A 26,203-nucleotide genomic window follows, 5' to 3' on the forward strand; every position below is an offset into this window, starting at 1 on the left:
GTGGGAAAGGTCCGCTATTCGGCGAGCGCTTCGCGGCGCTTGCGGAACAGGGCGGGTGACATCAGCGCGACCAGCATCAGGGCGACGATGCCGAGCAGCACGGCGCTGATGGGGTGGGTCAGGAACACGGTGGCGTCGCCGTCGGACAGCATCATCGCGCGGCGGAAGTTCTCCTCCAGCTGCGGGCCGAGGACGAGGCCGAGCAGGAGCGGTGCGGGCTCCACGCCGATCTTGATGAAGAAGTAGCCGATGCCCGCGCAGGCCAGCATCACCCACACATTGAAGAGGCTGTTCGAGATGCCGTAGGTGCCGATGCAGCAGAACAGCACGATGGCGGGGAACAGCAGCCGGTATGGGATCTTGAGCATCGAGACCCAGATGCCGACGAGCGGCAGGTTGATGATCAGCAGCATCAGATTGCCCGTCCACATGCTGGCGATGAGGCCCCACACCAGTTCGGGCTGTTCGGTCATGACCTGCGGGCCGGGCTGGATGCCCTGCATCATCAGGGCGCCGATCATCAGCGCCATCAGGGCGTTGGCAGGGATGCCGAGCGTCAGAAGCGGGATGAAGCTGGTCTGCGCTCCGGCATTGTTGGCGGCTTCGGGGCCGGCCACGCCCTCGATGGCGCCCTTGCCGAAGCGGGAAGGGTCCTTCGCCAGCTTCTTCTCCACCGCATAGGAGGTGAAGGGCGGCAGCGCCGCGCCGCCGCCGGGCAGCACGCCCAGCATGGAGCCAATGGCTGTGCCGCGCAGCATTGCGGGGAAGGCAGCCTTGAGGTCCGCCTTGCTGGGCATCAGGTCGCGGATCGACTGCTTGATGAGCACCCGCTCCTGCTTGCGCTCCAGATTGGCGATGATCTCGCCGAGGCCGAACAGGCCCATGGCGACCGGCACGAAATCGAGCCCGTCCGAAAGCTCCGGGATCCCGAAGGTCATGCGGGCGGCGCCGGAGTTCACGTCGATGCCGACAAGTCCGATCAGGAGGCCGAGCACGACCATCGCCAGCGACTTCGCCACCGAGCCGTGGGCGAGGATGACCGCCGCGAAGAGGCCGAGCACGAGCAGGCTGAAATATTCGACCGCAGTGAACTTCAGCGCCAGGATCGAGAGCGGGATGCTGAGTGCAACGATGACGACCGTCGCTACGCTGCCGGCGAAGAAAGACGAGATCGCGGCGATGGCCAACGCCGGGCCGGCGCGGCCCTGCTTGGCCATCTCGTGCCCGTCGATGCAGGTCACGACGGAAGAGGTCTCGCCCGGCACATTGACCAGGATCGCGGTGGTCGAGCCGCCGTATTGCGCGCCGTAGAAGATGCCCGCGAGCATGATCATGGACGAGGACGGATCGAGCCCGAAGGTGAAGGGCAGCAGCAGGGCCACGGTCGGGATTGGCCCGATGCCCGGCAGCACGCCGATCGCGGTCCCGATCAGCACGCCGATCAGGCAGAACATGAGGTTCTCGGGCGTCAGCGCCGTCGAGAAGCCAAGGGCAAGATTGGTGAAGAGATCCATGATCGCGGTGTTCCGATCACCAGGGCCAGACGGGGATCGGAAGGTTGAGCACCTTCACGAACAGGAGAACGGCGCAGGCGGTCAGCACGACCGAGAAGATCACGCTCTCGAAGAACCTGTGCTCAGGACCCGCGAAACCTGCGATCACCACCGTGGACAGCGAGGCAATCGCGAGGCCGGCGCTCTCGGCCAGCAGGGCAAACACGCCGACCGCGAGCAGGATGCCCGGCAGCGGGCGCAGGTGGATGCGCTCTATCCCGCGGCCTTCGCCGCCGCGGAACAGGCCTTTTGCGGTGAAGAACAGACCGAACGCCATGAGGATCAGCGCGATGGCGCGCGGCATGTAGCCGGGCCCCATCTCCGCGGCGTTGCCGATGGACAGCTTCGTGGTGGCGAGGAGCGTGCCCCCCGAGACCAGGATGAGGAACGCGCCGAACAGCGCGTCCTGCAGGTCGATCTTGCGTCCGGTCATGATGCGCTCCGTCAGCCGCCGACTTTGATGCCGGCTTCGCGGATGATCTCGCCGTAGGACTTGATGCTGTCCGACATCCAGGTCTTGAACTCGTCCGGGGTGCCGGGCCGCACCTTGCCGCCCTGCTCGGCGATCTTCTCCTGGATTTCCGGCGTGGCCAGGATCTTCTGCAGTTCGCTGTTGAGGCGCGCGACCATCTCCGGCGGCGTGCCGCCCGTGGTCATGATGCCCTGCCAGGTGCCTGCGCCCTCGGCGGCCAGTCCGGCTTCCTTGAAGGTGGGCACGTCGGGGATGCTGGAAATGCGCTCGTCACCCGTGACGGCGAGGCCCGTGATCTGCTTGTTGGTGACGAAGGGCAGGGTGGCGGTGACGCCGTTGATGATCACATTGCTTTCGCCGGCGACGACGGCGCGCGAGGCGGCGGAGCCACCCTTGTAGGGGACCATCTTCCAGTCGATGCCGAGGCCCTTGGCCACCTGGATCGAGGTGATGTGGTTCATGCCGCCGACGCCGGAGGTGGCGACCGCGAGCTTGCCCGGATTGGCCTTGGCGTAGTCCGTGAGTTCCTTGACCGACTTGAGCTCGGTCGAGGGGTTCACCGCCAGCACATAGGGGCCAAACATCACCATGCCGACCGGCGCCAGATCCTTCTCCACATTGTAGGTCAGGTCCGGGAACAGGCTCGGAGCCGTTGCCACGGAACCCACATCGGCGAGAAGCAGCGTATGGCCGTCGGGACGGGCCTTGGCTACGGCATCGGCGCCGAGATTGCCGGCGGCGCCGGGCTTGTTCTCGACCACCACCGACTGCCCGATGGCTTCGGACAGCTTCGGCGAGATCAGCCGCGCCAGAATGTCGGAGGTGCCGCCCGGGGCATAGGGGACGATGAGGCGCACGGGGCGCTGGAATTCCTGAGCCGTGACCGGCGCGGACATCCCGACAGACAGTGCAGCCACCGCAAGCGCGGCCTTGATCGAATTCAAAACCATATCGTTCCTCCCAGAACGCGTTTCCGGGCGCACGCCGTTAACCGACGCCGCCTCTGTGCCGTGCACATAGCAGTGCCGCGTGGGACGCATGGTAGTGGACATCCGATCCAGCATCGAACTAGTTTAGGCATTGATCGATACCATTTTTGAATAGATGTTCGAGCTCAGCCAGCTACGCTGCTTCGTCGCCGCCGCCGAGGAACTGCATTTCGGCCGCGCCGCCGCGCGCCTGAACCTGACCCAGCCGCCGCTCAGCCGGCAGATCCAGCTGCTCGAGCATATTCTCGAGGTCCGGCTGTTCGACCGCACCAGCCGCTCCGTACAACTGACGCGGGCCGGCCAAAATTTCCTGCCGGAAGCACGCCGTCTTCTCCGCTTTGCCGATGCGGCGGCTCTGGCCGCCCGCCGGACGGCCCGCGGCGAGGCCGGCTCCGTCAGCCTCGGCTTCACGGCGGTTTCGGGCTACGAGTTCCTGCCCCGGCTCATCACCCTGTTCCGGGCCGAGGCGCCGGACATCGATCTCGTGCTGCGGGAGATGGTCTCGGCCGACCAGATCGAGGCGCTGACGTCCGGGCGCATCGATATCGGCCTCATCCGCGCACCCTTCGACCGCCGGGAGTTCAATTCGTTCTGCGTAGTGCGGGAGCCGCTCGTGCTGGCGGCGCCCGTCGACCACAGGCTTGCCTCGGCGGCCGATGTCACGCTGGAAGACCTCGACCGCGAGCCCTTCATCGCCTACTCGCCCTATGAGGCGCGCTACTTCTACGATCTTCTGGCAACGAGTTTCGGGGAGGCCGGCATCCAGCCTTCCTACGTGCAGTTCATCAGCCAGATCCACTCCGTCCTTGGCCTGGTGCGGGCGGGGCTCGGCCTGGCACTAGTGCCGGCTTCGGCGGCCAATCTGCGCTTCGACGGCGTGGTTCTGCGTCCGATGCACACCAAGCGGCTGGCGGAACTGCACATGGCATGGCGGCGCCAGAACACGGATCCTGCCATCGAGACGCTGACGGGGCTGGTGATGTCCTACATGCCGGATGCGACCGTGGACCTGAACGCCGCGCGCGGGAAGCCGGCCTAGACCTGCTGCGCTGAAGCCAGTCGCGCCCGGGCTCCCGACCGGCTTCAAGGCCGGTGCGCAAACCCGCCGATCAGACTAAATGATGGGACGACCGCCCCACTGGAGGCCGGTGAAGCCGCACGGAACCTCATGCACAGCCTTCGAACGCGTCTTCGCAGCCTCTATTACGGCCACTCGCTGGCTGCGGTGCGTTTCCAGTGGACGGTCATGGCCATCGACCTGGCCATCATCGTCTTCTTCCTGGCCACGCCCCTGCTCAGCAACCGGCTGATCTTCTACTGGATCGACTACACGGCTGCCGCCTTCGTGGCCGCCGACCTCGTGGCGCGGGGGCTTGCGGCGCGCGAACCGATCCGCTGGGCGCGGCGGCTCGACGTCTGGGTGGACATCTTCGTGCTGGCAACGCTGCTGGCGCCTCTGTGGCTCGTCAATCTCAGCTTCCTGCGGATCCTCAGGCTATGGACCCTGTCGCGCACGGAGATCATCTGGCGGCCGCTGCGGCGCAGCGGATGGGCGGAATGGGAAAGCGCCGCCCGGGCGGTGATCAACCTCATCACCTTCCTCTTCGTCACCACCGGCTTCGTCTATACGAGCTTCGCCGGGCAGGTAGAGGGGCTGAACACCTATGTGGACGCCCTCTACTTCACGGTCGCGACCGTCACGACCACGGGCTTCGGCGACATCACCCTGCCCGGCACTTGGGGCAAGCTGACCTCCATCGTTGCCATGATCATCGGCATCTCGCTGTTCGTGCAGCTGGCGCAAGCCATCTTCCGGCCTCGCAAGGTGACGTTCGCCTGCCCCAAATGCGCGCTCATGCGGCATGAGCCGGACGCTGTGCACTGCAAGGCGTGCGGTGAACTGCTGGCGATCCCGAACGACGGTTCCTGAACCTAGGCTTCGGTCGGCTCCGGCCGGGGGGCCGTCCGCACGGCGGCGTCCACCGCACTTGCGGCCTGGAACGCAGGATCCGCCAGGATGTCGCCGGTGATCTCCGCAATGGATCGCACGCCGGTCAGCGACATGGCGACCCGCATCTCCTTCTCGAACAAGTCGAGCAGGTTCGTCACGCCGGCTTCGCCCGCCGTCGCGAGCGCCCAGAGGAAGGCGCGGCCCAGCAGCACGCAATCGGCGCCGAGTGCGATCATGCGCACCACGTCGAGCCCGGTGCGGATGCCGGAATCGGCCAGCACTGTGATGTCGCTCTTCACCGCATCGGCGATGGCCGGCAGGGCCTTGGCCGAGGACAGCACGCCGTCGAGCTGGCGCCCGCCATGGTTCGACACCACGATCCCGTCCGCCCCGAAGCGCACCGCGTCCCGGGCGTCATCGGGATCGAGGATGCCCTTGATGATCATCGGGCCCTTCCAGAACTCGCGGATCCATTCGAGGTCCTTCCATGAGATCGACGGGTCGAAATTGTTGCCGAGCCAGGCGATGTAGTCTTCCAGCCCGGTCGGCTTGCCGAGATAGAGCGAGACATTGCCGAGATCGTGCGGCCGGCCTTTCACGCCGACATCCCACGCCCATTGCGGATGGCGGAGCGCCTGGAAGATGCGGCGCATGGGGCCGCCCTTGCCCGACATGCCGGAATGGCGGTCGCGGTAGCGTGCGCCGGGTACCGGCATGTCGACGGTGAAGGCAAGCGTGGTGATGCCGGCTTCCTGCGCCCGCTCCAGAGCGTGTTTCATGAAGCCCCGGTCGCGCAGCACATAGAGCTGGAACCAGATCGGCGCGCTGCTCTGGCTCTGCACCTCGTGGATGGGGCAGGCCGAGACGGTGGACAGCGTGAACGGAACGCCCTTGCGTGCCGCCGCCCGTGCAGCCTGCACCTCGCCGCGCCGCGCATACATCCCGCACAGGCCGATCGGTGCGAGGGCCACCGGCATGGCCAGCTTCTGGCCGAACAATTCCGTTTCCAGGCTGAGCGTGGACACGTCGCGCAGCACGCGCTGCTTGAGCGCGAGACCGGCAAGGTCCTCCACATTGCGGCGCAGCGTGTACTCGCCGTAGGCGCCGCCATCGGCATAGTGGAACAGGAAGGGCGGCACCTTGCGGCGGGCGGCCTCGCGGTAGTCGGTTGGCGACGAGATGATCATCTGGCTTGCTCCGGCATTGCCTCAGGCGGCATCTGCCGTTCTGGAATCCATGTTGGAGAGCTTGTCGGGTACAGGACCTCCATAGGCCCAGTCCAGCAGTTCCGCGGTGTGCACGATGGGGATCGCCGTGCCCGACGCGATCTGCGTGATGCAGCCGATATTGCCGGCGGCGATGATGTCGGGCGCTATGCTCTCGATGTTGCGCACCTTGCGCTCTTTCAGCCGCCCGGCGATCTCCGGCTGCAGGATGTTGTAGGTGCCGGCAGACCCGCAGCAGATATGGCCTTCCGGTACGTCGCGCACGGTGAAGCCCGCGCGCTCCAGAAGCAGCTTCGGCGGCAGCGTGACGTTCTGGCCGTGCTGCAGCGAGCAGGCGGAATGGTAAGCCACCGCCGTGCCGCGCCGCGCCTGCTGCGGAAGGTCGAGCGTCATCAGGTATTCGGTGATGTCGAGCGTCTTGCTCGAAACAAGCTTTGCCTTCTCGGCATAGTCGGGATCGCGCTGGAGCAGGTGCGCGTAGTCCTTGATGGTGGTGCCGCAGCCCGAGGCGGTGATGATGACGGCGTCGAGGCCGCTGGCGATCTCGCGGGCCCAGACATCGACATTGTTGCGGGCCAGCGCCAGCGCCTCCTGCTCGCGGCCCATATGGTGCGGCAACGCTCCGCAGCAGCCTTCCCCGGCGGCGTGGAACACCTCCACCCCGAACCGCGCCAGCAGCCGCCGCGTGGCGGCATTGATGCCGGGATCGAGCACGGATTGCGCGCAGCCGCCGAGGATGGCGACGCGGGCGCGCCGGGGCATCGCCAGTTCGGGAGCAGTGGTGTCCGCCCGCTTCAGCGGCGCGTGCGGCGCGAGGCGCAGCATCGCCGCCAAGCGGGTGAAGGGGCCGCCAAGTGCATCGAAGGCGCCGGCAAGCGGGCGCCCGAGACGGGCGGCACCCAGCGCCAGTCGGAAGCGGCGGGGATGCGGGAGAACGGCCGAAACGAGCGCGCGCGTCAGCCGGTCCCCTAGCGGGCGCTTGTAGGTGCGCTCCACATGGGCGCGGCCCATATCGATGAGGTGCATGTAGTCCACGCCCGAGGGGCAGGTGGTGGTGCAGGCGAGGCACGACAGGCAGCGGTCCAGATGGAGGGCGATCTCCTTGTTGGCCGGCTTGTCGTTCTCCAGCATGTCCTTCATCAGGTAGATGCGGCCGCGCGGGCTGTCGAGCTCGTTGCCGAGTTCCAGATAGGTGGGGCATGTCGCGGTGCAGAAGCCGCAATGCACGCATTTGCGGATGATGGCGTCGGCCTCGGCCAGTTCCGGCTGGGCCAGCTGTGCGGCTGAGAATTCGGTGCGCATGTCAGGTCATCCTGCCGGGGTTCAGGATACCCCCGGGATCGAGGCTGTGTTTCAGGCGGCCGGCGAGGGCGGCGAGCGCGGGCGGCTGCGGCTGGAAGGCCGCGATATCGGGGAACCTGCCCGCTCCGCGAACCAGAGTGGCGTGGCCACCGGCCGCGGACACGGCAGCCCGGATGGTCCCGGACTGGGCGTCCGCCGCATCGTCCAGCACTTCGAGCCAGACCAGCCCGCCGGACCAGTCATAGAAATGGCGGACCCGGGCCGAGCGCGCGATCGTCTCGACCATCTCGGCCGCGCGCGTCGGCGTTACGCTGAGGCGCCAGAGTGGCGTCTCCCCGCCCGCAAAGAAGAGCGCGTCGCGCAGGTGCTGCCACAGGGCGGTGGAGCGCGGCTCCTCGATCACGGTGATGTTCGCGCTGGTTCCCAGTCCCTCGATAAGCTTGGCGGTGCGGTAGGTGACCGAGGGGCCGAAGCCCTCCACGCGGAGCAAGGCGACGGATTGACCCGAGAGCCCGAAATCTGCTGGCAGCAGGGCCGATGTTCCGGCCGGGATGTGGGCCGCTCCAGAAACTTCCCACGATGAGCCCATGGCGCTGCACAGCACTTCCACCGCCGCCGCATCGGGCAGGCCGAGCACGGCGAGGGTGGACGCGGTCTGCGGACGCGGCAGCACCTTGAAGGTGATGTCGGTCACCAGAGCGAGCGTGCCCCACGATCCAGCGATCCCGCGCGACAGGTCATAACCCGTGACGTTCTTCACCACGCGTCCACCGGCCTTGAAGGGCGTCCCTGCGCCGGTGACGCCCTTGAGGCCGAGCACGTGGTCGCGGGCGGCACCGGCCTTGATGCGGCGCGGCCCGCTGATATTCCCGAGCAGGATGCCGCCCAGCGTGCCGGAACCCGGCTCACGCCCGAACAGCGGCCCCGTGTCCATGGGCTCGAAGGCCAGCGACTGGTCGTGCTCGGCAAGCGTGCGTTCGATCTCCGCCATCGGCGTTCCGGCACGCGCCGAGAGCACCAGTTCATCGGGCTCGTACAGCGTGATGCCGGAGAGGGCGCTCATATCGACCACATGGTCGGCCACCACGGCACGGCCCCAGCCGCGCTTGCTGCCGTGGCCGATAAGCTCGACCGTCTCGCCGCGCGAGGCGCAGGCGCGCAGCAGGTCGGCGGCTTCCGTTTCGGATCGGGGGGTGAAGCTGGCCATGGCCTAGAACCGCGGGATGTCGGGGAAGGGAAGCGCCCCCTTGTGGATGTGCATGCGGCCCAGCTCCGCGCAGCGGCAGAGCTGCGGAAATACCTTGCCCGGATTCAGCAGCGCCTTCTCGTCGAACGCGCATTTGACGAGTTGCTGCACGGCAAGATCATCCTCGCTGAACATGGTTTCCATCAGGTCGCGCTTCTCGACGCCGACGCCATGCTCACCGGTCAGCACGCCGCCGACCTCGACGCATAGCCTGAGGATATCCGCGCCGAAGTGCTCCGCCTTTTCGAGGTCGTTCTCCTTGGCGGCGTCGTACATGATGAGCGGGTGCAGGTTGCCGTCGCCCGCGTGGAACATGTTGGCGACGCCGAGCCCGTACTGCTCGGACATCTCCTTCATGCGTCGCAGCACGAGCGGCAGCGCCTTGCGGGGGATGGTGCCGTCCATGCAGTAATAGTCGGGCGAGATGCGGCCAATGGCCGGGAAGGCGGCCTTGCGCCCGGCCCAGAACACCTGCCGCTCGGTTTCCGACTGCGACACGCGCAGATGGGTGGCGCCCTCGTTCCGGGCGATCTCCTCGACGCGGGCGATGAGGTGATCGACCTCGCCCAGCGGGCCGTCGAGCTCCACGATCAGCAGCGCCTCGACATCCAGCGGATAGCCAGCGTGGACATAGTCCTCGGCGGCGTGGATGGCGGGGCGGTCCATCATCTCCATGCCGGCCGGAATGATCCCCTCGCCGATGATCGCGGCAACACAGGCGCCCGCGCCCTCGCTGGTGGGGAAGCCGAGCAGCACGGCGCGTGCGGTCTCCGGTGCCTGAAGGATGCGCACGGTGACCTCGGTGACGAGGCCGAGCAGGCCCTCCGATCCCGTCATCAGGGCGAGGAAGTCGTAGCCCTCGGAATCGAGATGCTTGCCGCCGAGGCGCACCACCTCGCCGTTCATAAGCACGATCTCGAGCCCCAGCACATTGTTGGTGGTAAGGCCGTATTTCAGCGAATGAACGCCGCCGGAGTTCTCGCCGATATTTCCGCCGATGGAGCAGGCGATCTGAGACGAGGGGTCCGGCGCGTAATAGAAGCCGGCATGCATGACGGCCTTGGTGATGGCGAGGTTGGTGACGCCCGGCTGCACCACGACGGCGCGGTTCGTGAAGTCGATGTCGAGGATGCGGTTGAACCGCGACATCACCAGCAGCACGCTGTCCTCGAGCGGCAGCGCACCGCCCGAGAGCGAGGTGCCGGAGCCGCGCGGCACCACCCGGATGCCCATCTCGTAGCAATAGCGCAGCACCTCGGAGACCTGCTGCACCGTCTGCGGCAGCACCACCACCATGGGCATCTGACGGTAGGCTGTCAGGCCGTCGCTCTCGAACGGGCGCAGCCCATCGGGATGATGCACGACGCCTTCGCCGGGCACGATCCTCTGAAGGGCAGCGACGATCTCGCCGCGGCGTTCGAGAACGCCTTCAAGTGGGGCCGGCATGGCCAGGAATGTCATCTTGAGCGAAGCTCCGGGAGGCGTGCTGTTGCCGCGCTGGACGGGGGCTGTCGCTCGCACGCGGCCCAGAAGGCCTTGAAGCCTTCGGCAGGTTAGAATCGTCCCAGGCACTCGTGTGGTCAAGGCTTGCGGGCGTGTTCGGTACGGTTTGTGATCACGCCGCGCCCGCAGGTTCGGCACGCCGGGAGCATTTCCCTTCCAAATGCAGGGCAGCCAAACGCCTGCGGGTCGTTGCGGCCCCGTGGCGGCGGAGTTATCAAGCCTCGACTTCGAGGATCGGCTGGACGCCCGTGCCTCCTCCACCTCCCGGCACCGCATCGGCGTGACATGGACCTGCTGAAACGCTTCTTCGCCTATTACGCGCCTTACAAGGGGCTGTTCGCGCTCGACTTCTCCTGCGCGGTGCTGTCGGGGCTGCTCGAACTCGGCTTTCCGATGGCGGTGAAGCTGTTCATCGACGACCTGCTGCCCGCGCAGGACTGGACGCTGATCCTGCTGGCGGCCGGCGGCCTTCTGGCGATCTACCTGCTCAATACGGGGCTGATGGTGGTGGTCACCTATTGGGGCCACATGCTGGGCATCAACATCGAGACGGAGATGCGCCGGAAGGCGTTCGACCATCTGCAGAAGCTGTCCTTCAGCTTCTACGACGAGCAGAAGACCGGCCATCTCGTGGCCCGCATCACCAAGGACCTCGAGGAGGTGGGCGAGGTTGCCCATCACGGGCCCGAGGACGTGTTCATCGCGGTGATGACCTTTGTCGGCGCCTTCCTGCTGATGCTCTCCGTCAATGTCGAGCTGGCGCTGATCACGGCCGTGATCGTGCCCGTCACGGCTTGGCTGACCAGCCTCTACGGCAGCCGCATGACGCAGAACTTCCGCAAGCTGTTCGGCCGGGTGGGGGATTTCAACGCCCGCATCGAGGAGAATGTCGGCGGGATGAGGGTGGTGCAGGCTTTCGCCAACGAGGACCACGAGCGGGCTCTTTTCGCGCGCGATAACGCCAATTACCGCAAGACCAAGCTGGACGCCTACCGCATCATGGCGGCGTCCATGTCGCTGTCCTATCTCGGCATGCGGCTGACGCAGGTGGTCATCATGATCGCCGGCACATGGTTCGTCATCCGGGGCGAACTGACGAATGGCGGCTTCATCAGCTTCCTCCTGCTGGTCACGGTGTTCTTCCGGCCCATCGAGAAGATCAACGCGGTGCTGGAAATTTACCCGAAGGGCATTGCGGGCTTTCAAGGCTACCTGAAGCTGCTCGAAACGGCGCCTGATATCGCCGATCGCCCCGGCGCCGTGGACGTGCCGGCCCTCAAGGGCGACATCCGCTATGAGGGCGTAACGTTCGGCTATGGCGGCAAGACCCCGGTGCTGAACGGCGTGGACCTGCATCTGCGGGCGGGGGAGACGGTAGCCTTTGTCGGTCCGTCGGGTGCTGGCAAGACCACGATCTGCTCGCTGCTGCCCCGCTTCTATGAGGCTCAGTCCGGCCGGATCACGGTCGACGGCATCGACATCCGGGACATGACGCTCGCCTCACTGCGCCGCCAGATCGGCATCGTGCAGCAGGACGTGTTCCTGTTCGCCGGCACCATCCGCGAGAACATCGCCTATGGGCGGCTGGATGCTTCCGAGGTCGATATCCTGCAGGCGGCAAGCCGTGCGCGCCTGACCGAGGTGATCGCGGCCCTGCCGAACGGGCTGGACACCCTGATCGGCGAGCGTGGCGTCAAACTGTCCGGCGGGCAGAAGCAGCGCCTCGCCATCGCGCGCATGTTCCTGAAGAACCCGCCCATCCTGATCCTGGACGAGGCCACCTCGGCTCTCGACAGCGAGACGGAACAGGCGATCCAGCAGAGCCTCGAACAACTCGCGGTGGGGCGCACCACGCTCGTCATCGCGCATCGGCTGGCGACGATCCGCAACGCGGATCGGATCGTGGTGGTGACGCAGGACGGCATCGCGGAGCAGGGCCGGCACGCAGACCTCGTCGCACAGCGCGGCGTCTACCGCCGCCTGCACGACACGCAGTTCGCGGTCTGAACAGGCCGCGAGCCGGCTAGACCTTCTTCACGAACTCCGCGCGAAGGACGAGGCCCTTGATCCCCGGATACCGGCAGTCGATCTCCTGATCGTCGCCGGTGAGGCGGATGGACTTGATCATCGTGCCGCGCTTCAGCACCTGGCCCGCGCCCTTGACCGTGAGGTCCTTGACGAGGGTCACGCTGTCGCCGTCGCTCAGGAGCGTGCCCATCGCATCGCGGACTTCGACGCCTGTGGGCTGCGCGGCCGCGGCGCTCTCCTGCGGGCTGAGCCATTCGCCGGTGGCTTCGTCGTAGACGTAGTCGTCACTGCTGTCGGTCATGGCGCAGCTATACCCTTTTTCACGCGGGAACCCAGTCCGTCATGCGCAGCGAGGTGCCGCCCAGCTTCAGGAAGGCGCGCTGCCGGCATGAGAAGACGATGATCTGCTGGTCGCGCGACTGGCGGTGCAGCGCGTCGAACATGCTCTCGATGCGGTCGTCGTCCGAATAGACCAGCGCGTCGTCGAGGATCACCGGCGCCGGGCGTCCGTCGCGTGCCAGCAGCCGTGCGAAGGAGAGGCGGGTCAGCACGGAAAGCTGCTCCCGCATGCCGCCGCTCAGCCGCTCGACATCCTCTTCCTGGCCGTTGCGCAGGATGGTCTGCGGCAGAAGGGTCTTCTCGTCGAATGTGATGGACACGTCGTTGAAGAGAAGACCGAGCAGCGGGCGCAGTTCCGTCATCACCGGCTTGAGATAGAGATCGCGGGCGCCGGAACGCGCCGTCTCCAGTGCCGCCTGCAATCTTTGCAGGGCCGCGACTTCCGCACGGAACGCCTCGACCCTACGCGCGGCTGCCTCCCGGGCTTCAGCGGTTTCGCGCCATTGTTCCTCGATGGCTTCGTCCTGATTGCGGACGATCAGGCCGTTGAGGCCTGCAATGGTTTCGCGCAGCGCGCCCGCTTCCCGCGTCGCCGTTTCCTCCACCGAGCGTGCACGCTGCAAGCCTGCTTCCGCCGAAGGAAGGTCGATCAGCGAGGCGCGCAAGGCCGTGACCCCCTGCTCCATCTCGGACAGGCGGGTTTCAAGATCGGCCAGCCCCTTGGCGAGCGCGTCTTCGCGCTCCTTGCGTGCTTCCTCGAGGCCGAGAACCGCATCCACGTGAATTGCATGCGCGTCCAGGCCCGCCGCAGCCGTTCGTGCCGCAATCAGGGCTTCCTCCGCGCTGCCGCGCAGAGGCTGGACCTGACGAAGGGCGTCGCGTGCCACTTCACGTCGATGTTCCGCAGCTGTCAGGGCGGCTTTCGCCTGCTCGGGATCGCCCTCGGCGTCCACAGCCGCGAGACCAGCCTCCCTCCTGCGCATGATCTCTTCGCGCAGCAACGGCAATCCATCGGGCGCGAGAGCGCGGATGCGGTTGCGCAATCCTTCGATCTGCTCGCGCTTGCGCTGTGCATCCACCTGACGCTGTCTCGCCTCCGCGAGGCTCGCGACGCCCATGGATGCCAGCAGTTTGCCTCGCGACGCTTCCGCCGCCGCCAGCTTCGTGTTGACGCTCTGCGGACGGTTCGAGCGCAGGGTGATGAGGCCGATGCCGGGCACGGACAACTGTGCCTGGCCCTCGTAGCCACGCTCTTCGCCGTCGGCGAGTGGTTGGCCGTCGAGGGATACGCGTTCCCCCGCATCCGCTTCGTAACGTATCGCGACGGACGGGCGTGCCGCGTCCTCCACGGCCCTGAAGCGCGCGATGTCGATTTCGATTTTCTGCAGCTCGTCGACGGCGCCTTTCGGCAGATCCAGCAAGGCCAGATCCGCTTCGCCCCGTTCGAGATCGGCTCGCGTGGCCTCGGCATCTGCCAGCCGCTGTTCCAGTTCGTGCAGGCGCTCGGCAGCCTCGCGTGCTCGCGATGCGGCTTCGATGCGCGCGAGGTGCTCCCGTGCCGTCTTCTCCGCGCGTTCGGCGGCATCGCTTTCCAGCGTGGCCTTCTCGATGGCGGCGATGGCGGCGTCGCGCTGCTCCGCGGCGGTGCGGCGGCGCGCGTCCACGTCCACGCGCTCGGTCCTGATGCGCTCCGCTTCGCCCAAGGCTTCACGAAAGGCGGCGAGATCGCGCCCTATGATGTCCCGCTGCTGGCGAACCAGTCCCAACTGGGCCTCCGCCGTCTTCAGGACATCGCTTTGCGATTTGGCCTTGTCGAAAACGGCCTGCGCCCGGAGAACGGCATTGCGGCGTTCGTCCCGGCTGTCCGATTGCTCGATCTCCGCAAGCCGCTTCATCTGCGCCGCGCGCCGATCCAAGGCTTCCCGGAGCTTGATGACATCCGCTTTGAGCCGCTGCTCCTCTGCCACCAAGCGTTCGTGCTCCGCGATCGCCGCCGCGTAGCGCCCGCCTGTCTTCGGCCTTCCGGTGGAGGTGACGAGAGGCGCCAGTTCCTCGGCGCATGCCGCCAGCACCTCGGCCATGCGCCGCCCGCCGGTCACTGCCTCCACTTCCCCCTGCACGGATTCGAGCAGGCTTGCCCGCACCAGCTTGTCGCCGTCCTCCTCGGACTTGCTGCGCTTCTCGATGCCGGTGATGCCCTGGCGCACCCAAAGGAGGCCGGCTGGCCCTGAATTGCCGCCCCGGATCAGCCCGGCAATGAACCTCTCGGCCTCATCCGCCTGCGCGACCAGCCGCCCCGTCGCGAGGTCGGTCACAGAGGCGCGCCTGCCGCTGTAGTACTGCTTGGTGAGGCGGAAATGGCCGTCCGCCGTCACGATGTCGGCTTCGATCAGCGGATTGCCGCCGCTATAGGGCCGCAGCCTCTGCACATCGCCCGGAGTGCCCGTATGCGGCTGGAAGAACAGCGCGTGCAGGGCCTCGAAGCTGGTGGATTTGCCGTGCTCGTTGGCGGCGCACAGCACGTTCACGCCGTCGCTGAAATCCTCGATGGCAACGCCGCGCCCCGCGAAGCGCTTGACGTTGAAGAGGCGCAAGGCCCGGATCTTCATTGGTTGATGGTCTCGCAATGGGAGAACAGGCGCGTTAGCGCGGCACGCGCGATCTCGCGCTCGGCGGTCGAGCGGGCCGGATCATCGGCCTCCGCGAGCAGCGCGTCGGCGGCCTCGCGCAGTGCGCCGGCGCGGTCGATGATGTCGAGATCCGCGCTTTCGCATTCGGTGGCGAGTGGGGCGTCGTCCAGATCGAGATACGCGAAATCCGGAGCCGCATGCGCCATCGCGGCCGCCAGCGCCGTGCGGCCCGCCAGCCGGCTGCGGCCCGAAGCGATCACGCGCACCAGTGCCTGCCGGCGGTGCCGGGCTTCCGGCAGGAGCTCCTGAAGCGCGGAGACCGAGTCCATGCCGTCGAGGAGATGAAGGTCGAGGCTCCGCCACGAGAAGCTCTGCGTCACGAGGGTCTGCACCTCGGGCACCGCCCCGGCCGCTTCGACGCTGACAAGAAGCGCGGCTCCGGGACGGTTGTGCTTGAACCGGTCGGGCTCGGGCGTTCCGCTGTAATGCGTGTGCGGGTCGACGGCCACGGCACCATGCCAGTCGCCCAGCGCGAGGTAGTCGAGCCCCGAGCGCCGGGCGCGGTCGGGTGCGATCACGTCCGTCGCCACGGTTTCCTCGGAGAAGCTCTGCACCGCGCCGTGCGCGAGCCCGATGCGCAACGTGCCCTCCGGCGTGGCGGCACCCGTCATCCACTCCGTAAGATCGCGTCCGGGACGGCGGGTGGTGCAGGGCGCCGAGAGCACTGTGACGCCGGGCGCAAGGGTGAGCGGCTGGCAGTCCATCGCGAGGATGACGTTCTCCGGCGCTTCCGTCTGCAAGCCTCTCCACAATTCGCTTGCCTGAAGCGAGTCATGGTTGCCGGGAAGGACCACCCAGCGCAGCGGCGCATGGTGGCGCATCTCGGCCAATGCCTGCCGGCGTATCTCGGGCGACGGTGTTTCGGTGTCGAATGTGTCGCCGGCGAGGAGAACCGTGGAGGCGCCATGTTCACGGGCAAAAGCTGCAAGCCGCGCAAGCGCGCCGTGCCGTGCCTCGCGCAACCGGACCGGAAGGTCGCCGCTGAAATTGCCGAACCTCTTGCCGAGGTGCAGGTCGCTGCTGTGGATGAACCGGAACATCGCTCGCCGTTGTGGTGCCCAGAGGAGGCTTTGGTCGCCATCCCCGTCGGTGGCCGGAAGCTACCCCGGCCCGCCGAGTTAAAGAAGGGGTTCCCCCAAGCGCTGGCCCGCTCCTTGCTTTGTTGTGGACGGTGGGGCTGGAAATCGATCCGTGTTGCGCGTTCTCGTCGTCGATCATGATCCGGAGCGGGCAGACAAGGTCAGGCAGGCTCTGGAAGAGGATCCGAACCTCCAGGTGCAGGTTGCCTCGGTGAAGGCCGGCCACCTCCTCGGCCTTCTGCGGCAGGCCGAGCCAGACGTCCTGATCGTGGATCTCGATCTGCCGGACCGCGACACGATAGAGCAATTGCGGGTCGCCACCCGCGAACGGCCCCGGCCCATCGTCATGTTCGTCGACCAGAGCGACACCGAGGCCATGCGCGCGGCAGTCGGGGCGGGTGTCAGCGCCTATGTGGTGGATGGGCTGAAGCCCGGACGGGTGAAGGCCATTCTCGATGTGGCGGTTGCACGCTTCCAGGAGTTCGACCGGCTGCGGCGGGAGCTCGATCTTGCGAAGACATCGCTCGCCGAGCGCAAGCTCATCGACCGCGCCAAGGGCATCCTCATGCGGGCACGCGGGTTCGGGGAGGAAGAGGCCTACAACCTGCTCCGCTCCAAGGCGATGAAGGAGCAGAAGAAGGTCGGCGAGATCGCGCAATCCGTAATCACGGCGGCGGAGCTGCTGAAATGAGGATCCGCGCCGGCTTCATTCCGCTGGTGGACGCGGCTGCGCTTGTCGCGGCGGCGGATCGCGGCTTCGCCTCCGAGGAGGGCATCACGCTCGACCTCGTGCGCGAGGTGTCGTGGTCGAACATGCGCGACAGGCTGAATTTCGGCCACTTCGACGCCGCGCACCTCCTTGCCCCCATGGTGATCGCCGGCACGCTCGGCATCGACTCGCCGCCGGTGCCGCTGAGTGCCGCCATCGTGCTGGGCCAGAACGGCAATTCCATCGTGCTGGCGGAGGATGTGCATGCCGCCCTGCAAGCGCATGCCGGAGGCGGGGACCTCGCCGATCCCGCCTTATCCGGCGTGGCGCTGAGACGGTTGCTGGCGGCGCGAAGGGCTGCGGGCGGGGAGCCGCTGCACTTCGGCATGACCTTCCCGTTCTCCAACCACAATTACCTGCTGCGATACTGGATGGCTGCCGCCGGCGTCGATCCCGACGAGGATGTGCGGCTCGTCGTGACGCCGCCGCCCTACATGGTCGATGGCCTGCGCAGCGGACGGCTGCACGGATTCTGTGCAGGCTCGCCCTGGCCGGCTTTGGCCGTGGAAGAGGGGGCCGGCCGCATCCTGCATCTGGGAACGGACATCATCGCCGTCCTCCCCGAGAAGGTGCTGGCGCTGCGCACAGACTGGGCCGCGCAGAACCCGGAAGCGACGACAGCCCTGACGCGGGCGCTGATCAGGGCCGCCACATGGTGCTCCATGCCCCAGAACCGCGTGGACCTCGCGCAGATGCTGGCCGCGCCGGGGCGGCTGGACGTGCCGGCCGAGATCGTCCTGCGCGCACTGGAAGGCAGGCTCCGCGTGGATGGCAGCGGCCGTCTCCGTGAGAACGCCCGCTACCTCACGATTGGGCCTCCGGCGTCGCGGCCGGATCCCGATGGGGCACTCTGGATGTACGCCCAGATGGCGCGTTGGAAGCAGCTGGCGCTGTCCGGTCGGGATGAGGAGACCGTGCGCGGGTGCTTCTCGCCTCGCCTCCATGATGCGGCTGTTGCCAGTATGTCGGGCGCGGATGCGGGCGACGGCGTGGGCGCGTTCATGGGTCCACGGTTCGATCCGAACGATCTGGGCGGGTATCTGGCCGAACTGACTGCACAATCAGCAGTCATGCACAAAAGTTGATCTTGCTACGGATGGGTCCGTCTCTCATCCTTTAGGAGAGGCGCCGGGGACGGAAGAACGATCTTCCTGACCGCTGCCGAGGCGGACCAGGGTCCGACCGAGAGATGCAAGCGCTCCGTCCCACGGGAGAGCGCATTCTGCGCCCAACGACGGGTGCTTCAATAAGCGATGCCGCTGTTTTCGCCTGCGCTATGCGCGGGAGGAGCAGCGGCATTTTTCGTTTCTGGGCACGTGAGGGATGGGCATGAGCGGGATCAAGACAGGTGCGGGGCTGACGCGGCGTGGCTTCCTGGGAGCGGGATCGACGGCTGCGGTCCTCGCTGCAGCCAACACGCTGCTGCCGTTCGGCTCCACCGCCTGGGGGGCGGCGCCCGAGACGACAAAGGCGGTGCTGGGCTTCATCGCCCTGACGGACGCCGCCGCTCTGATCATCGCCAAGGAGAAGGGCTTCTTCGCCAAGCACGGAATGCCCGATGTGGAGGTGGTGAAGCAGTCGAGCTGGGGCACCACGCGCGACAACCTCGTGCTCGGCTCCGCCGGCAGCGGCATCGACGGCGCGCACATCCTGACGCCGATGCCCTACCTGATCTCGGCCGGCAAGGTGACGCAGAACAGCGTGCCGCTGCCGATGTACATCCTCGCCCGGCTCAACCTCGACAGCCAGGCCATCTCCATCGGCAAGGAATATGCGGACCTGAAGGCCGGCCTCGATGCGTCGGTGCTGAAGGAGGCCTTTGCGAAGAAGAAGGCGGCAGGGCAGGCGGCCAAGGTGGCGATGACCTTCCCGGGCGGCACGCATGATTTGTGGCTCCGCTACTGGCTGGCCGCCGGCGGCATCGATCCGGACAGGGACGTCGAGACCATCGTGGTGCCGCCGCCGCAGATGGTGGCGAACATGAAGGTCGGCACCATGGACGCTTTCTGCGTGGGCGAGCCGTGGAACGAGCAGCTCATCCACCAGGGCATCGGCTACACCGCGCTGACCACGGGCGAGCTGTGGAATCGCCATCCCGAGAAGAGCTTCGGCATGCGCGCCGACTGGGTCGACAAGAACCCCATCGCGACCAAGGCGCTGCTGATGGCGGTGCAGGAGGCGCAGATGTGGTGCGACGAGATGGCCAACAAGGACGAGATGGCCTCCATCGTCAGCAAGCGCTCCTGGTTCAATGTGCCGCCGAAAGACATCATCGAGCGCATCAAGGGCAACTTCGACTACGGCACCGGCCGCAGCGAAACGAACAGCCCGCACCTCATGAAGTTCTGGCGCGACCAGGCCTCCTATCCCTTCCAGAGCCACGATCTCTGGTTCCTCACCGAGGACATCCGCTGGGGCAAGTTCGCGCCGGGCACCGACACCCGCGCCATGGTCGCCAAGGTGAACCGCGAGGACCTCTGGAAGGAGGCCGCGAAGGAACTGGGCGTGAAGGCCGGCGACATCCCGGCCTCCACCTCGCGCGGCGTCGAGACCTTCTTCGACGGCAAGGTCTTCGATCCCGAAAAGCCGGCGGATTACCTCGCCAGCCTCTCCATCACCCGCATGCAGGCCTGACCGGCCAAGAAGGGGAGCGGCACGATGAGCCTTCCTGCAGTCACGCACGATGTTCAGGCGGTAACGCCCCTGCGGCCCGCAGCGCCTGTTCTGGCCTTGCCGAGCAAGGCCTCGGCAAGGCCTTCGCGGGTGATGCCCGTCCTGCGGGGCGCGGTGGCGCGCATCGCGCCGCCCATGATCACGCTGGCCGTGCTCGTCCTCGTCTGGGAACTGGCCTGCAGCAGCGAGGGCGCAAGCCTGCCGCCGCCGTCGCAGGTGCTGAGCGACAGCTGGGAGCTGATCGCCGATCCGTTCTTCGACCGGGGCGGACTCGACCGAGGCCTGTTCTGGCACCTGCTCGCGAGCCTCCAGCGCGTGATGGTGGGCTATGCGCTTGCCGCCGTGGTGGGCGTGGCTGTAGGCACCTTGATCGGCCAGTCCACCTGGGCCATGCGCGGGCTGGACCCGATCTTCCAGGTGCTGCGCACGGTCCCGCCGCTGGCCTGGCTGCCGCTGTCGCTGGCGGCTTTCCGCGATGGCGAGCCCTCCGCCATCTTCGTGATCTTCATCACGGCGGTCTGGCCTGTCGTCATCAACACGGCGGTGGGCATCCGCAATATTCCCGAAGACTACCGGAACGTCGCGCGAGTGTTGCGGCTGAACGCGCTGGAATATGCCGCCAAGATCATGATCCCGGCTGCGGCTCCGTACATATTCACGGGCCTCAAGATCGGCATCGGCCTGTCCTGGCTGGCCATTGTCGCGGCGGAAATGCTGATCGGCGGCGTCGGCATCGGCTTCTTCATCTGGGATGCCTGGAACTCGTCGCTCATCAGCGACATCATCGTGGCGCTGATCTATGTCGGCCTCGTCGGCTTCGTCCTCGACCGGCTGATCGCGCTCCTCGCCCATTCCGTCACCCGCGGCACCACGGCCTCGTGAGGAGCACAGCCATGAGCAAGGACCATCTCTCCATCGAGCTCGTCGGCAAGACCTTTTCGCGGGGGCTCGCCTCCACCGAGGTGCTGAAGGACATCAACCTCAAGGTCGAGCGCGGCGAGTTCGTCTCCATCATCGGCCATTCCGGCTGCGGAAAGTCGACGCTGCTCAACATCATCGCCGGCCTGACCGACGCCACGACCGGCGTGGTGCTGCTGGACAATGTGGTTGTGGATGCACCCGGCCCGGACCGCGCGGTGGTGTTCCAGAACCATTCGCTGCTGCCCTGGCTCACCGTCTACGACAATGTGCGGCTGGCCGTGGACAAGGTGTTCCGTGGCAAGCGCTCCTCCAAGGAGCGGCACGACTGGACCATGCACAATCTGGATCTCGTCCAGATGGGGCATGCCAAGGACAAGCGCCCATCCGAGATATCCGGGGGCATGAAGCAGCGTGTCGGCATTGCCCGCGCGCTCGCCATGGAGCCCAAGGTGCTGCTGCTGGACGAGCCCTTCGGCGCGCTGGACGCGCTGACCCGCGCCCATTTGCAGGACTCGGTGATGGCGATCCACCAGCGGCTCGGCAACACGGCCATCATGATCACCCACGATGTGGACGAGGCCGTGCTGCTGTCCGATCGCATCGTGATGATGACGAACGGCCCCTCCGCCGGCATCGGCGAAGTGCTGGACGTGCCGCTGCGCCGTCCGCGCAAGCGCCTCGATCTGGTGACGGACCCCACTTACCTGCGTTGCCGGCAGGCCGTGCTGAAATTCCTCTACGAGCGTCACCGCTTCGTGGAAGCGGCCTGAGGAGCGGGTGGTGACGAACCCCTCCGCATCCGCCGGGCCTGCCGAACATCTCGTGGTGGTCGGCAATGGCATGGCCGGCATCCGCACGGTCGAGGACGTGCTGCGGCGCGCGCCCGGCCGCTTCCGCATCACCGTCATCGGAGCCGAGCCGCACGCCGCGTACAATCGCGTCATGCTGTCGCCGGTGCTGGCCGGCGAGAAGCGGTTCGCGGACATCATCTCCCATGGCCGGGAGTGGTACGCAGCCAACGGCGTGCAGCTGCGCACCGGCACGCCCGTGACGGGCGTCGATAGGGACGCAAAGACGCTGTGCCTCGGCGACAGCGAGACGCTTGATTACGACCGGCTGGTGCTGGCGACCGGCTCCCATGCCGTGGTCCTGCCGGTGCCCGGCCGCGATCTGCCGGGCGTGATCGCCTTCCGCGATGCGGCCGATGTGGACGCCATGCTAGCAGCGGCGCGGCCGGGCGCACGGGCAGTCGTCATCGGCGGCGGCCTGCTCGGGCTGGAGGCTGCGAACGGGCTGCTGCAGCGCGGGATGGCCGTCACAGTGCTGCATCTGATGCCCCATCTGATGGAGCGCCAACTCGACGCCGAGGCGGCCAGCCTCCTGCGGGCGGAACTGGAAGGGCGCGGCATCGCGGTCCTCACCTCTGCCGTGACCGAAGACATCTTCGGCGCGGGCCGGGCAGAGGGCGTGCGCCTTGCGGACGGGCGTGTTCTCGCAGCCGATCTTGTCGTGATGGCCGTTGGCGTGCGGCCGAATGCGGACCTTGCCCGCGCGGCCGGGCTCGATGTCGGGCGCGGCGTGATCGTCGATGATCACATGCAGACCTCGGACCCGTCGATCCTCGCGGTCGGCGAATGCGTGGAGCATGCCGGTGCCTGCTACGGCCTCGTCGCCCCGCTCTACGACATGGCGGCAGTGCTGGCGGACACGCTGGCCGGCACAAAGCGGGCCTACCTGCCTGCCGCGACGGCAACGCGCCTCAAGGTCACCGGCATAGACCTCTTCTCGGCAGGGGACTTCGCCCCGGGCGCTGATCGCGAGGAGGTGGTGCTGCGCGACCCTGCGCGCGGCGTCTACCGCCGGCTCGTGCTGCGGGATGACCGGCTCGTCGGCGCGGTGCTCTACGGCGACACCATGGACGGCAACTTCTTCTTCGACCTGATCGCGAGCGGCGCGGACATCTCCCGCCAGCGCGACGACCTGATCTTCGGCCCCCTTCTATGTGCGGCGGCGTGAGGCGGATATGAGCGGCGATTTCACACCCGAACAGAAGCGCTATCTGGAAGGCTTCGTTTCCGGCCTCGGAGCCATGCGCGTGCAGCGCGGCATGCCGCCCATCGGCACACGCACGGCGGTTGGTTCCCCTGCCGCACCTGCACCCGAAGCCGTGGTCTTCACCGGCCCCGAGGCCGAGCACCTGAAGGCGCAGGCCCGGTTCGAAGCCGAGGGAAAGAAGCTCGTAGTCGAGGAGAAGGCCAAGCGCGAGGAGCACCCCTTCGACGCCTATGCGCGGATGAAGCAGGCCGCCGTGGACGGCGTCTATCCCAAGGGCGTCGATGTCTTCCGCTGGAAGTATCACGGCCTGTTCTACGTCGCGCCGAACCAGGACAGCTTCATGTGCCGGATGCGGATCGCCAACGGCGTGCTGAAGCACTGGCAGTTCGCGGGCGTGGCCGATCTCGCGGACGCCCATGGCGGCGATTACTCGCACATCACCACCCGCGCCAATCTGCAGGTGCGCGAGATCGGCGCGGAAAGCGGCATCGCGTTCCTCGAAGGGCTGAGCGATCTCGGCCTCACCGCCAAGGGCGCGGGTGCCGACAACATCCGCAACATCACCGGCACGCCGACAGCGGGCGTCGATCCGCAGGAACTGCTGGACACCCGCCCCTATGCCAATGAATGGCACCACCACATCCTGAACGACCGCTCGCTGTTCGGCCTGCCGCGCAAGTTCAACGTGGCCTTCGACGGCGCCGGCACCATCGCCGCGCTGGAGGACACCAACGATATCGGCTTCCAGGCCGTGGAGGTGCGCGAGGGCTTCGGGGTCGAGGCCGGAGTGTGGTTCCGCGTCGCGATCGGCGGCATCACCGGCCACAAGGATTTCGCGCGCAGCACCGGCATCTATGTGCGTCCGGCGGACGCGGTGCGCATGGCCGACGCCATCATCCGCGTCTTCATCGAGAGCGGCGACCGCACCAACCGCACCAAGGCGCGGCTGAAATACGTGCTCGATGCCTGGGGCTTCGACAAGTACATGGCCGAGACGGAGGCCAGGTTCGGCCGCCCGTTCACGCGGCTTCCACCCGAGGCGGTCGTGGAACGCCCCGTGCCCGACCGGCAGGCCCATATCGGCGTCCACAAGCAGAAGCAGGCGGGGCTGAACTGGGTCGGTGTCGTGCTGAAGGCCGGCCGGCTCAGCACCGGGCAGATGCGCGGGCTGGCCAAGATTTCGGCCGATCTGGGTGATGGCGATATCCGCCTCACCGTCTGGCAGAACGTCCTGATCTCCGGCGTGCGGGACGAGAACACGGGCCTTGCCGTTGCCGCCGTGCAGGCGCTCGGCCTCGGCACCGAAGCCAGCGCTGTTCGGGCCGGCCTCGTGGCCTGCACGGGATCGCAGGGCTGCCGCTTCGCCGCCGCCGCCACCAAGAAGCACCTCGAAGAAATCGCCGACTGGTGCGACGAACGAGTCGAGGCGGACCTGCCGATCAACATCCACCTGACAGGCTGCCACAACAGCTGCGCCCAGCATTACATCGGCGATATCGGCCTGATCGGCGCGCGGGTCGCGGTCTCAGACGATGGAGACACCGTCGATGGCTACAATGTGGTGGTCGGCGGCGGCTTCGGTCCCGATGCCGCCATTGGCCGCGAGCTCTTCAAGGACGTGAAGGCGGAGGATGCTCCGCCGCTCATCGAGCGCATGCTGAAGACCTGGATGGCGCACCGCGCCGGCCCGGACGAAACCTTCGCCCACTTCACGCGCCGGCATGAACTGCCGGCTCTCGAAGCCATCTTCGCGGAGGCGGCGCAATGACCGTGCAGCCGCAGCCCTTCTTCACGCCTGTCCTTCCAGACAACGCGCCGTTCTCGGCGGAGCAGCGCTCCTGGCTCAACGGCTTCTTCGCGGGCCTCCTGTCACTGGATGGTCAAGCGCCCTCCATGCTCTCGCCCGAACAGGCTGCGGCCTTCCTGCCCGGCGGTCCTTCCGCCGAACAACAGGCGCAGGCGGAGAACCGCGAGGAGGCCGACGACGGCGCACCCTGGCACGATCCGGCCATGCCGCTCGCGGAGCGCATGTCGCTCGCCGAGGCGCGGCCGCTGCGCCGCCGCATGATGGCGGCCATGGCCCAGCAGGATTGCGGGCAGTGCGGCTACAATTGCGAGGACTATTCGGACGCGCTCGCCGCACGCAAGGAGGAGCGGCTGAACCTGTGCCAGCCCGGCGGAAAGGAGACGCTTCGCATGCTGAAGCGGCTCGCCGAGGAGCTGGACGGAGGGGTCGTCTCGGCTGCTCCTGCCGCTCCAACGCCCGCTCCGGCCCATGTCGAACCTCCCAAGCCCGGGCGGTCGCGCGAGCATCCTGTCGACGCCACTTTCCTGTCGCGCCGCCGCCTGAACGGTGAAGGTTCTGCCAAGGAGACCTGGCATGTCGAATTCGCCCTTCCGGAAGGGCTGGACTACAACGCCGGAGACAGCTTCGGGCTGATGCCGCTGAACGACGGCGCTCTGGTGGATGCCGTACTGGCCCGCCTCGGCCTTCCCACGGATGTGGAGCTGGAGGGGCGTCCCGTCCGGGATGTGCTGCTGCGCGAGACGTCGCTCGGTGCCGCGCCCGATGCCCTGTTCGCGCTGCTGGGTGAAATGGCCGAGGACGCCGACGATAAGATCCGCTTCGCGCGCATGGCCGAGGGCGAGGACCCCGACGGCGATCTCGAAACGACCGACGTGCTGGCGGCGCTGGAGCGGTCCCCGTCCATCGTGCTGGAGCCGGGCGCCTTCCTATCCACGCTCGATCCGCTGCAGCCGCGCCTCTACTCCATCTCGTCGAGCCCTAGGGCCGCGCCGGGTCAATTGACGCTGACCGTGGATGCGGTGCGCTACGATGTGGGTGCGCGCGAGCGGCTGGGCGTCGCTTCCACCTTCCTCGGCGACCGCATCGCCGAGGGCGCCGCATTGCCGGTCTACGTGCAGAAGGCGCACGGTTTCGCGCTGCCGGAGAGCGGCGAGGTGCCGATCATCATGGTCGGGCCGGGCACCGGCATCGCGCCGTTCCGGGCTTTCCTGCAGGAGCGCATGGCAACGGCGGCGGCGGGAGGGGCGTGGCTGTTCTACGGCCACCAGCGCCGCGAGACCGACTTCTTCTACGAGGACGAACTCGCAGCCATGCAGGCGGCGGGCACGCTGACCCGCCTCTCCACCGCCTGGTCGCGGGACGGCGAGCGCAAGGTCTATGTGCAGGACCGCATGCGCGAGGAGGGCGCGGAGCTGTTCGCCTGGATGGAGCGTGGCGCGCACTTCTATGTGTGCGGCGACGCCAAGCGCATGGCGGCGGATGTGGACCGCGCGCTGCACGACGTGGTGGCCACGCATGGCGGGCGCGATGCCGCTGCCGCCAAGGCCTATATCGCCAGCCTCAAGGCGGCGCACCGCTATCAGGCGGACGTCTACTAGCC

At 67.2% G+C, this 26,203-nt stretch carries 21 protein-coding genes; 11 read left to right on the top strand and 10 right to left on the bottom strand.

What is annotated here, in order from left to right; all coding sequences use genetic code 11:
• Nucleotides 1–14 precede the first annotated feature (14 nt).
• Genes SCD90_RS07200 through SCD90_RS07210 form a run of 3 tightly spaced genes read right to left on the bottom strand, consistent with a single transcriptional unit; the run spans nucleotide 15 to nucleotide 2,975 of the window.
• Nucleotides 15–1,514: a tripartite tricarboxylate transporter permease gene (locus SCD90_RS07200; RefSeq protein ID WP_319843972.1), complete on the bottom strand. Its 1,500-nt coding sequence runs from the start codon at nucleotides 1,512–1,514 to the stop codon at nucleotides 15–17.
• Between the two features lie 16 nt (nucleotides 1,515–1,530).
• On the bottom strand, nucleotides 1,531–1,986 hold the full coding sequence (locus SCD90_RS07205) for a tripartite tricarboxylate transporter TctB family protein (RefSeq protein WP_319843973.1): 456 nt from the start codon (nucleotides 1,984–1,986) through the stop codon (nucleotides 1,531–1,533).
• Nucleotides 1,987–1,997: 11 nt separating this feature from the next.
• Complete coding sequence (locus SCD90_RS07210) at nucleotides 1,998–2,975, bottom strand: Bug family tripartite tricarboxylate transporter substrate binding protein (protein ID WP_319843974.1); 978 nt, start codon at nucleotides 2,973–2,975, stop codon at nucleotides 1,998–2,000.
• A gap of 154 nt (nucleotides 2,976–3,129) precedes the next feature.
• Between SCD90_RS07210 and SCD90_RS07215 the strand changes: the two genes are divergently transcribed.
• Nucleotides 3,130–4,053, top strand: coding sequence for a LysR family transcriptional regulator (locus SCD90_RS07215; protein ID WP_319843975.1), 924 nt, complete (start codon nucleotides 3,130–3,132; stop codon nucleotides 4,051–4,053).
• 129 nt (nucleotides 4,054–4,182) lie between these two features.
• Complete coding sequence (locus tag SCD90_RS07220) at nucleotides 4,183–4,944, top strand: potassium channel family protein (RefSeq protein WP_319843976.1); 762 nt, start codon at nucleotides 4,183–4,185, stop codon at nucleotides 4,942–4,944.
• Nucleotides 4,945–4,946: 2 nt separating this feature from the next.
• Here the strand turns inward: SCD90_RS07220 and lldD are convergent, their stop codons facing one another.
• From lldD to SCD90_RS07240, 4 genes are read right to left on the bottom strand one after another with little or no spacing between them, the layout of a single operon-like run.
• Nucleotides 4,947–6,152, bottom strand: a complete 1,206-nt coding sequence (gene lldD / locus SCD90_RS07225) for an FMN-dependent L-lactate dehydrogenase LldD (protein ID WP_319843977.1) — start codon at nucleotides 6,150–6,152, stop codon at nucleotides 4,947–4,949.
• A 21-nt stretch (nucleotides 6,153–6,173) separates the two neighbouring features.
• A complete protein-coding gene (gene glcF, locus SCD90_RS07230; protein ID WP_319843978.1) occupies nucleotides 6,174–7,493 on the bottom strand; it encodes a glycolate oxidase subunit GlcF in 1,320 nt (439 codons plus the stop codon).
• A 1-nt stretch (nucleotide 7,494) separates the two neighbouring features.
• The gene (locus tag SCD90_RS07235) at nucleotides 7,495–8,700 is read right to left on the bottom strand and encodes an FAD-binding protein (protein ID WP_319843979.1); all 1,206 of its coding nucleotides are present in this window, start codon (nucleotides 8,698–8,700) and stop codon (nucleotides 7,495–7,497) included.
• A 3-nt stretch (nucleotides 8,701–8,703) separates the two neighbouring features.
• Nucleotides 8,704–10,200: an FAD-linked oxidase C-terminal domain-containing protein gene (locus tag SCD90_RS07240; RefSeq protein WP_319843980.1), complete on the bottom strand. Its 1,497-nt coding sequence runs from the start codon at nucleotides 10,198–10,200 to the stop codon at nucleotides 8,704–8,706.
• A 333-nt stretch (nucleotides 10,201–10,533) separates the two neighbouring features.
• Here SCD90_RS07240 and SCD90_RS07245 point away from each other — a divergent pair, with 333 nt between their 5' ends.
• Nucleotides 10,534–12,249 (top strand): ABC transporter ATP-binding protein, encoded by a 1,716-nt coding sequence (locus SCD90_RS07245; RefSeq protein WP_319844133.1) that lies wholly within the window; start codon nucleotides 10,534–10,536, stop codon nucleotides 12,247–12,249.
• 16 nt (nucleotides 12,250–12,265) lie between these two features.
• Here the strand turns inward: SCD90_RS07245 and SCD90_RS07250 are convergent, their stop codons facing one another.
• From SCD90_RS07250 to SCD90_RS07260, 3 genes are read right to left on the bottom strand one after another with little or no spacing between them, the layout of a single operon-like run.
• On the bottom strand, nucleotides 12,266–12,571 hold the full coding sequence (locus SCD90_RS07250) for an alkylphosphonate utilization protein (protein WP_319843981.1): 306 nt from the start codon (nucleotides 12,569–12,571) through the stop codon (nucleotides 12,266–12,268).
• A 19-nt stretch (nucleotides 12,572–12,590) separates the two neighbouring features.
• Nucleotides 12,591–15,218: an AAA family ATPase gene (locus SCD90_RS07255; RefSeq protein WP_319843982.1), complete on the bottom strand. Its 2,628-nt coding sequence runs from the start codon at nucleotides 15,216–15,218 to the stop codon at nucleotides 12,591–12,593.
• Nucleotides 15,215–16,339 carry a metallophosphoesterase family protein gene (locus SCD90_RS07260; protein ID WP_319843983.1) on the bottom strand — a complete coding sequence of 375 codons (1,125 nt, stop codon included), beginning with the start codon at nucleotides 16,337–16,339 and terminating at the stop codon, nucleotides 15,215–15,217. Before SCD90_RS07260 ends, SCD90_RS07255 begins: the two co-directional genes overlap by 4 nt.
• Before the next feature lie 151 nt (nucleotides 16,340–16,490).
• Between SCD90_RS07260 and SCD90_RS07265 the strand changes: the two genes are divergently transcribed.
• From SCD90_RS07265 to SCD90_RS07300, 8 genes are all read left to right on the top strand, one after another.
• Complete coding sequence (locus SCD90_RS07265; protein ID WP_319843984.1) at nucleotides 16,491–17,069, top strand: ANTAR domain-containing response regulator; 579 nt, start codon at nucleotides 16,491–16,493, stop codon at nucleotides 17,067–17,069.
• Nucleotides 17,066–18,232, top strand: coding sequence for a CmpA/NrtA family ABC transporter substrate-binding protein (locus SCD90_RS07270; RefSeq protein WP_319843985.1), 1,167 nt, complete (start codon nucleotides 17,066–17,068; stop codon nucleotides 18,230–18,232). The genes SCD90_RS07265 and SCD90_RS07270 overlap by 4 nt, the downstream gene beginning before the upstream one ends.
• 244 nt (nucleotides 18,233–18,476) lie before the next feature.
• Nucleotides 18,477–19,781: a CmpA/NrtA family ABC transporter substrate-binding protein gene (locus tag SCD90_RS07275; RefSeq protein WP_425265652.1), complete on the top strand. Its 1,305-nt coding sequence runs from the start codon at nucleotides 18,477–18,479 to the stop codon at nucleotides 19,779–19,781.
• Nucleotides 19,782–19,805: 24 nt separating this feature from the next.
• Nucleotides 19,806–20,702, top strand: a complete 897-nt coding sequence (ntrB, locus tag SCD90_RS07280; RefSeq protein WP_319843987.1) for a nitrate ABC transporter permease — start codon at nucleotides 19,806–19,808, stop codon at nucleotides 20,700–20,702.
• A gap of 11 nt (nucleotides 20,703–20,713) precedes the next feature.
• Complete coding sequence (locus tag SCD90_RS07285) at nucleotides 20,714–21,511, top strand: ABC transporter ATP-binding protein (RefSeq protein WP_319843988.1); 798 nt, start codon at nucleotides 20,714–20,716, stop codon at nucleotides 21,509–21,511.
• 10 nt (nucleotides 21,512–21,521) lie between these two features.
• Nucleotides 21,522–22,757 carry an NAD(P)/FAD-dependent oxidoreductase gene (locus tag SCD90_RS07290; RefSeq protein WP_319843989.1) on the top strand — a complete coding sequence of 412 codons (1,236 nt, stop codon included), beginning with the start codon at nucleotides 21,522–21,524 and terminating at the stop codon, nucleotides 22,755–22,757.
• A 7-nt stretch (nucleotides 22,758–22,764) separates the two neighbouring features.
• On the top strand, nucleotides 22,765–24,564 hold the full coding sequence (locus SCD90_RS07295; protein ID WP_319843990.1) for a NirA family protein: 1,800 nt from the start codon (nucleotides 22,765–22,767) through the stop codon (nucleotides 24,562–24,564).
• Nucleotides 24,561–26,201, top strand: a complete 1,641-nt coding sequence (locus SCD90_RS07300) for a sulfite reductase subunit alpha (protein ID WP_319843991.1) — start codon at nucleotides 24,561–24,563, stop codon at nucleotides 26,199–26,201. The genes SCD90_RS07295 and SCD90_RS07300 overlap by 4 nt, the downstream gene beginning before the upstream one ends.
• The last annotated feature ends 2 nt before the right edge of the window (nucleotides 26,202–26,203 follow it).

Origin of the sequence: Terrihabitans rhizophilus (assembly GCF_033898525.1) — a bacterium.
In the GTDB taxonomy this organism is placed as follows: Bacteria; Pseudomonadota; Alphaproteobacteria; order Rhizobiales; family Methylopilaceae; genus Flaviflagellibacter; species Flaviflagellibacter rhizophilus.

Bases quoted from the DNA above. Each gene is read 5' to 3' on its own strand.
- SCD90_RS07270 (WP_319843985.1), top strand. From the start codon at position 17,066: ATGAGGATCCGCGCCGGCTTCATTCCGCTGGTGGACGCGGCTGCGCTT.
- lldD (WP_319843977.1), bottom strand. From the start codon at position 6,152: ATGATCATCTCGTCGCCAACCGACTACCGCGAGGCCGCCCGCCGCAAG.
- SCD90_RS07275 (WP_425265652.1), top strand. From the start codon at position 18,477: ATGAGCGGGATCAAGACAGGTGCGGGGCTGACGCGGCGTGGCTTCCTG.
- SCD90_RS07250 (WP_319843981.1), bottom strand. From the start codon at position 12,571: ATGACCGACAGCAGTGACGACTACGTCTACGACGAAGCCACCGGCGAA.
- SCD90_RS07300 (WP_319843991.1), top strand. From the start codon at position 24,561: ATGACCGTGCAGCCGCAGCCCTTCTTCACGCCTGTCCTTCCAGACAAC.
- SCD90_RS07200 (WP_319843972.1), bottom strand. From the start codon at position 1,514: ATGGATCTCTTCACCAATCTTGCCCTTGGCTTCTCGACGGCGCTGACG.
- SCD90_RS07295 (WP_319843990.1), top strand. From the start codon at position 22,765: ATGAGCGGCGATTTCACACCCGAACAGAAGCGCTATCTGGAAGGCTTC.
- SCD90_RS07215 (WP_319843975.1), top strand. From the start codon at position 3,130: ATGTTCGAGCTCAGCCAGCTACGCTGCTTCGTCGCCGCCGCCGAGGAA.
- SCD90_RS07255 (WP_319843982.1), bottom strand. From the start codon at position 15,218: ATGAAGATCCGGGCCTTGCGCCTCTTCAACGTCAAGCGCTTCGCGGGG.
- glcF (WP_319843978.1), bottom strand. From the start codon at position 7,493: ATGCGCACCGAATTCTCAGCCGCACAGCTGGCCCAGCCGGAACTGGCC.
- SCD90_RS07240 (WP_319843980.1), bottom strand. From the start codon at position 10,200: ATGACATTCCTGGCCATGCCGGCCCCACTTGAAGGCGTTCTCGAACGC.
- SCD90_RS07205 (WP_319843973.1), bottom strand. From the start codon at position 1,986: ATGACCGGACGCAAGATCGACCTGCAGGACGCGCTGTTCGGCGCGTTC.
- SCD90_RS07285 (WP_319843988.1), top strand. From the start codon at position 20,714: ATGAGCAAGGACCATCTCTCCATCGAGCTCGTCGGCAAGACCTTTTCG.
- SCD90_RS07220 (WP_319843976.1), top strand. From the start codon at position 4,183: ATGCACAGCCTTCGAACGCGTCTTCGCAGCCTCTATTACGGCCACTCG.
- SCD90_RS07260 (WP_319843983.1), bottom strand. From the start codon at position 16,339: ATGTTCCGGTTCATCCACAGCAGCGACCTGCACCTCGGCAAGAGGTTC.
- SCD90_RS07210 (WP_319843974.1), bottom strand. From the start codon at position 2,975: ATGGTTTTGAATTCGATCAAGGCCGCGCTTGCGGTGGCTGCACTGTCT.
- ntrB (WP_319843987.1), top strand. From the start codon at position 19,806: ATGAGCCTTCCTGCAGTCACGCACGATGTTCAGGCGGTAACGCCCCTG.
- SCD90_RS07235 (WP_319843979.1), bottom strand. From the start codon at position 8,700: ATGGCCAGCTTCACCCCCCGATCCGAAACGGAAGCCGCCGACCTGCTG.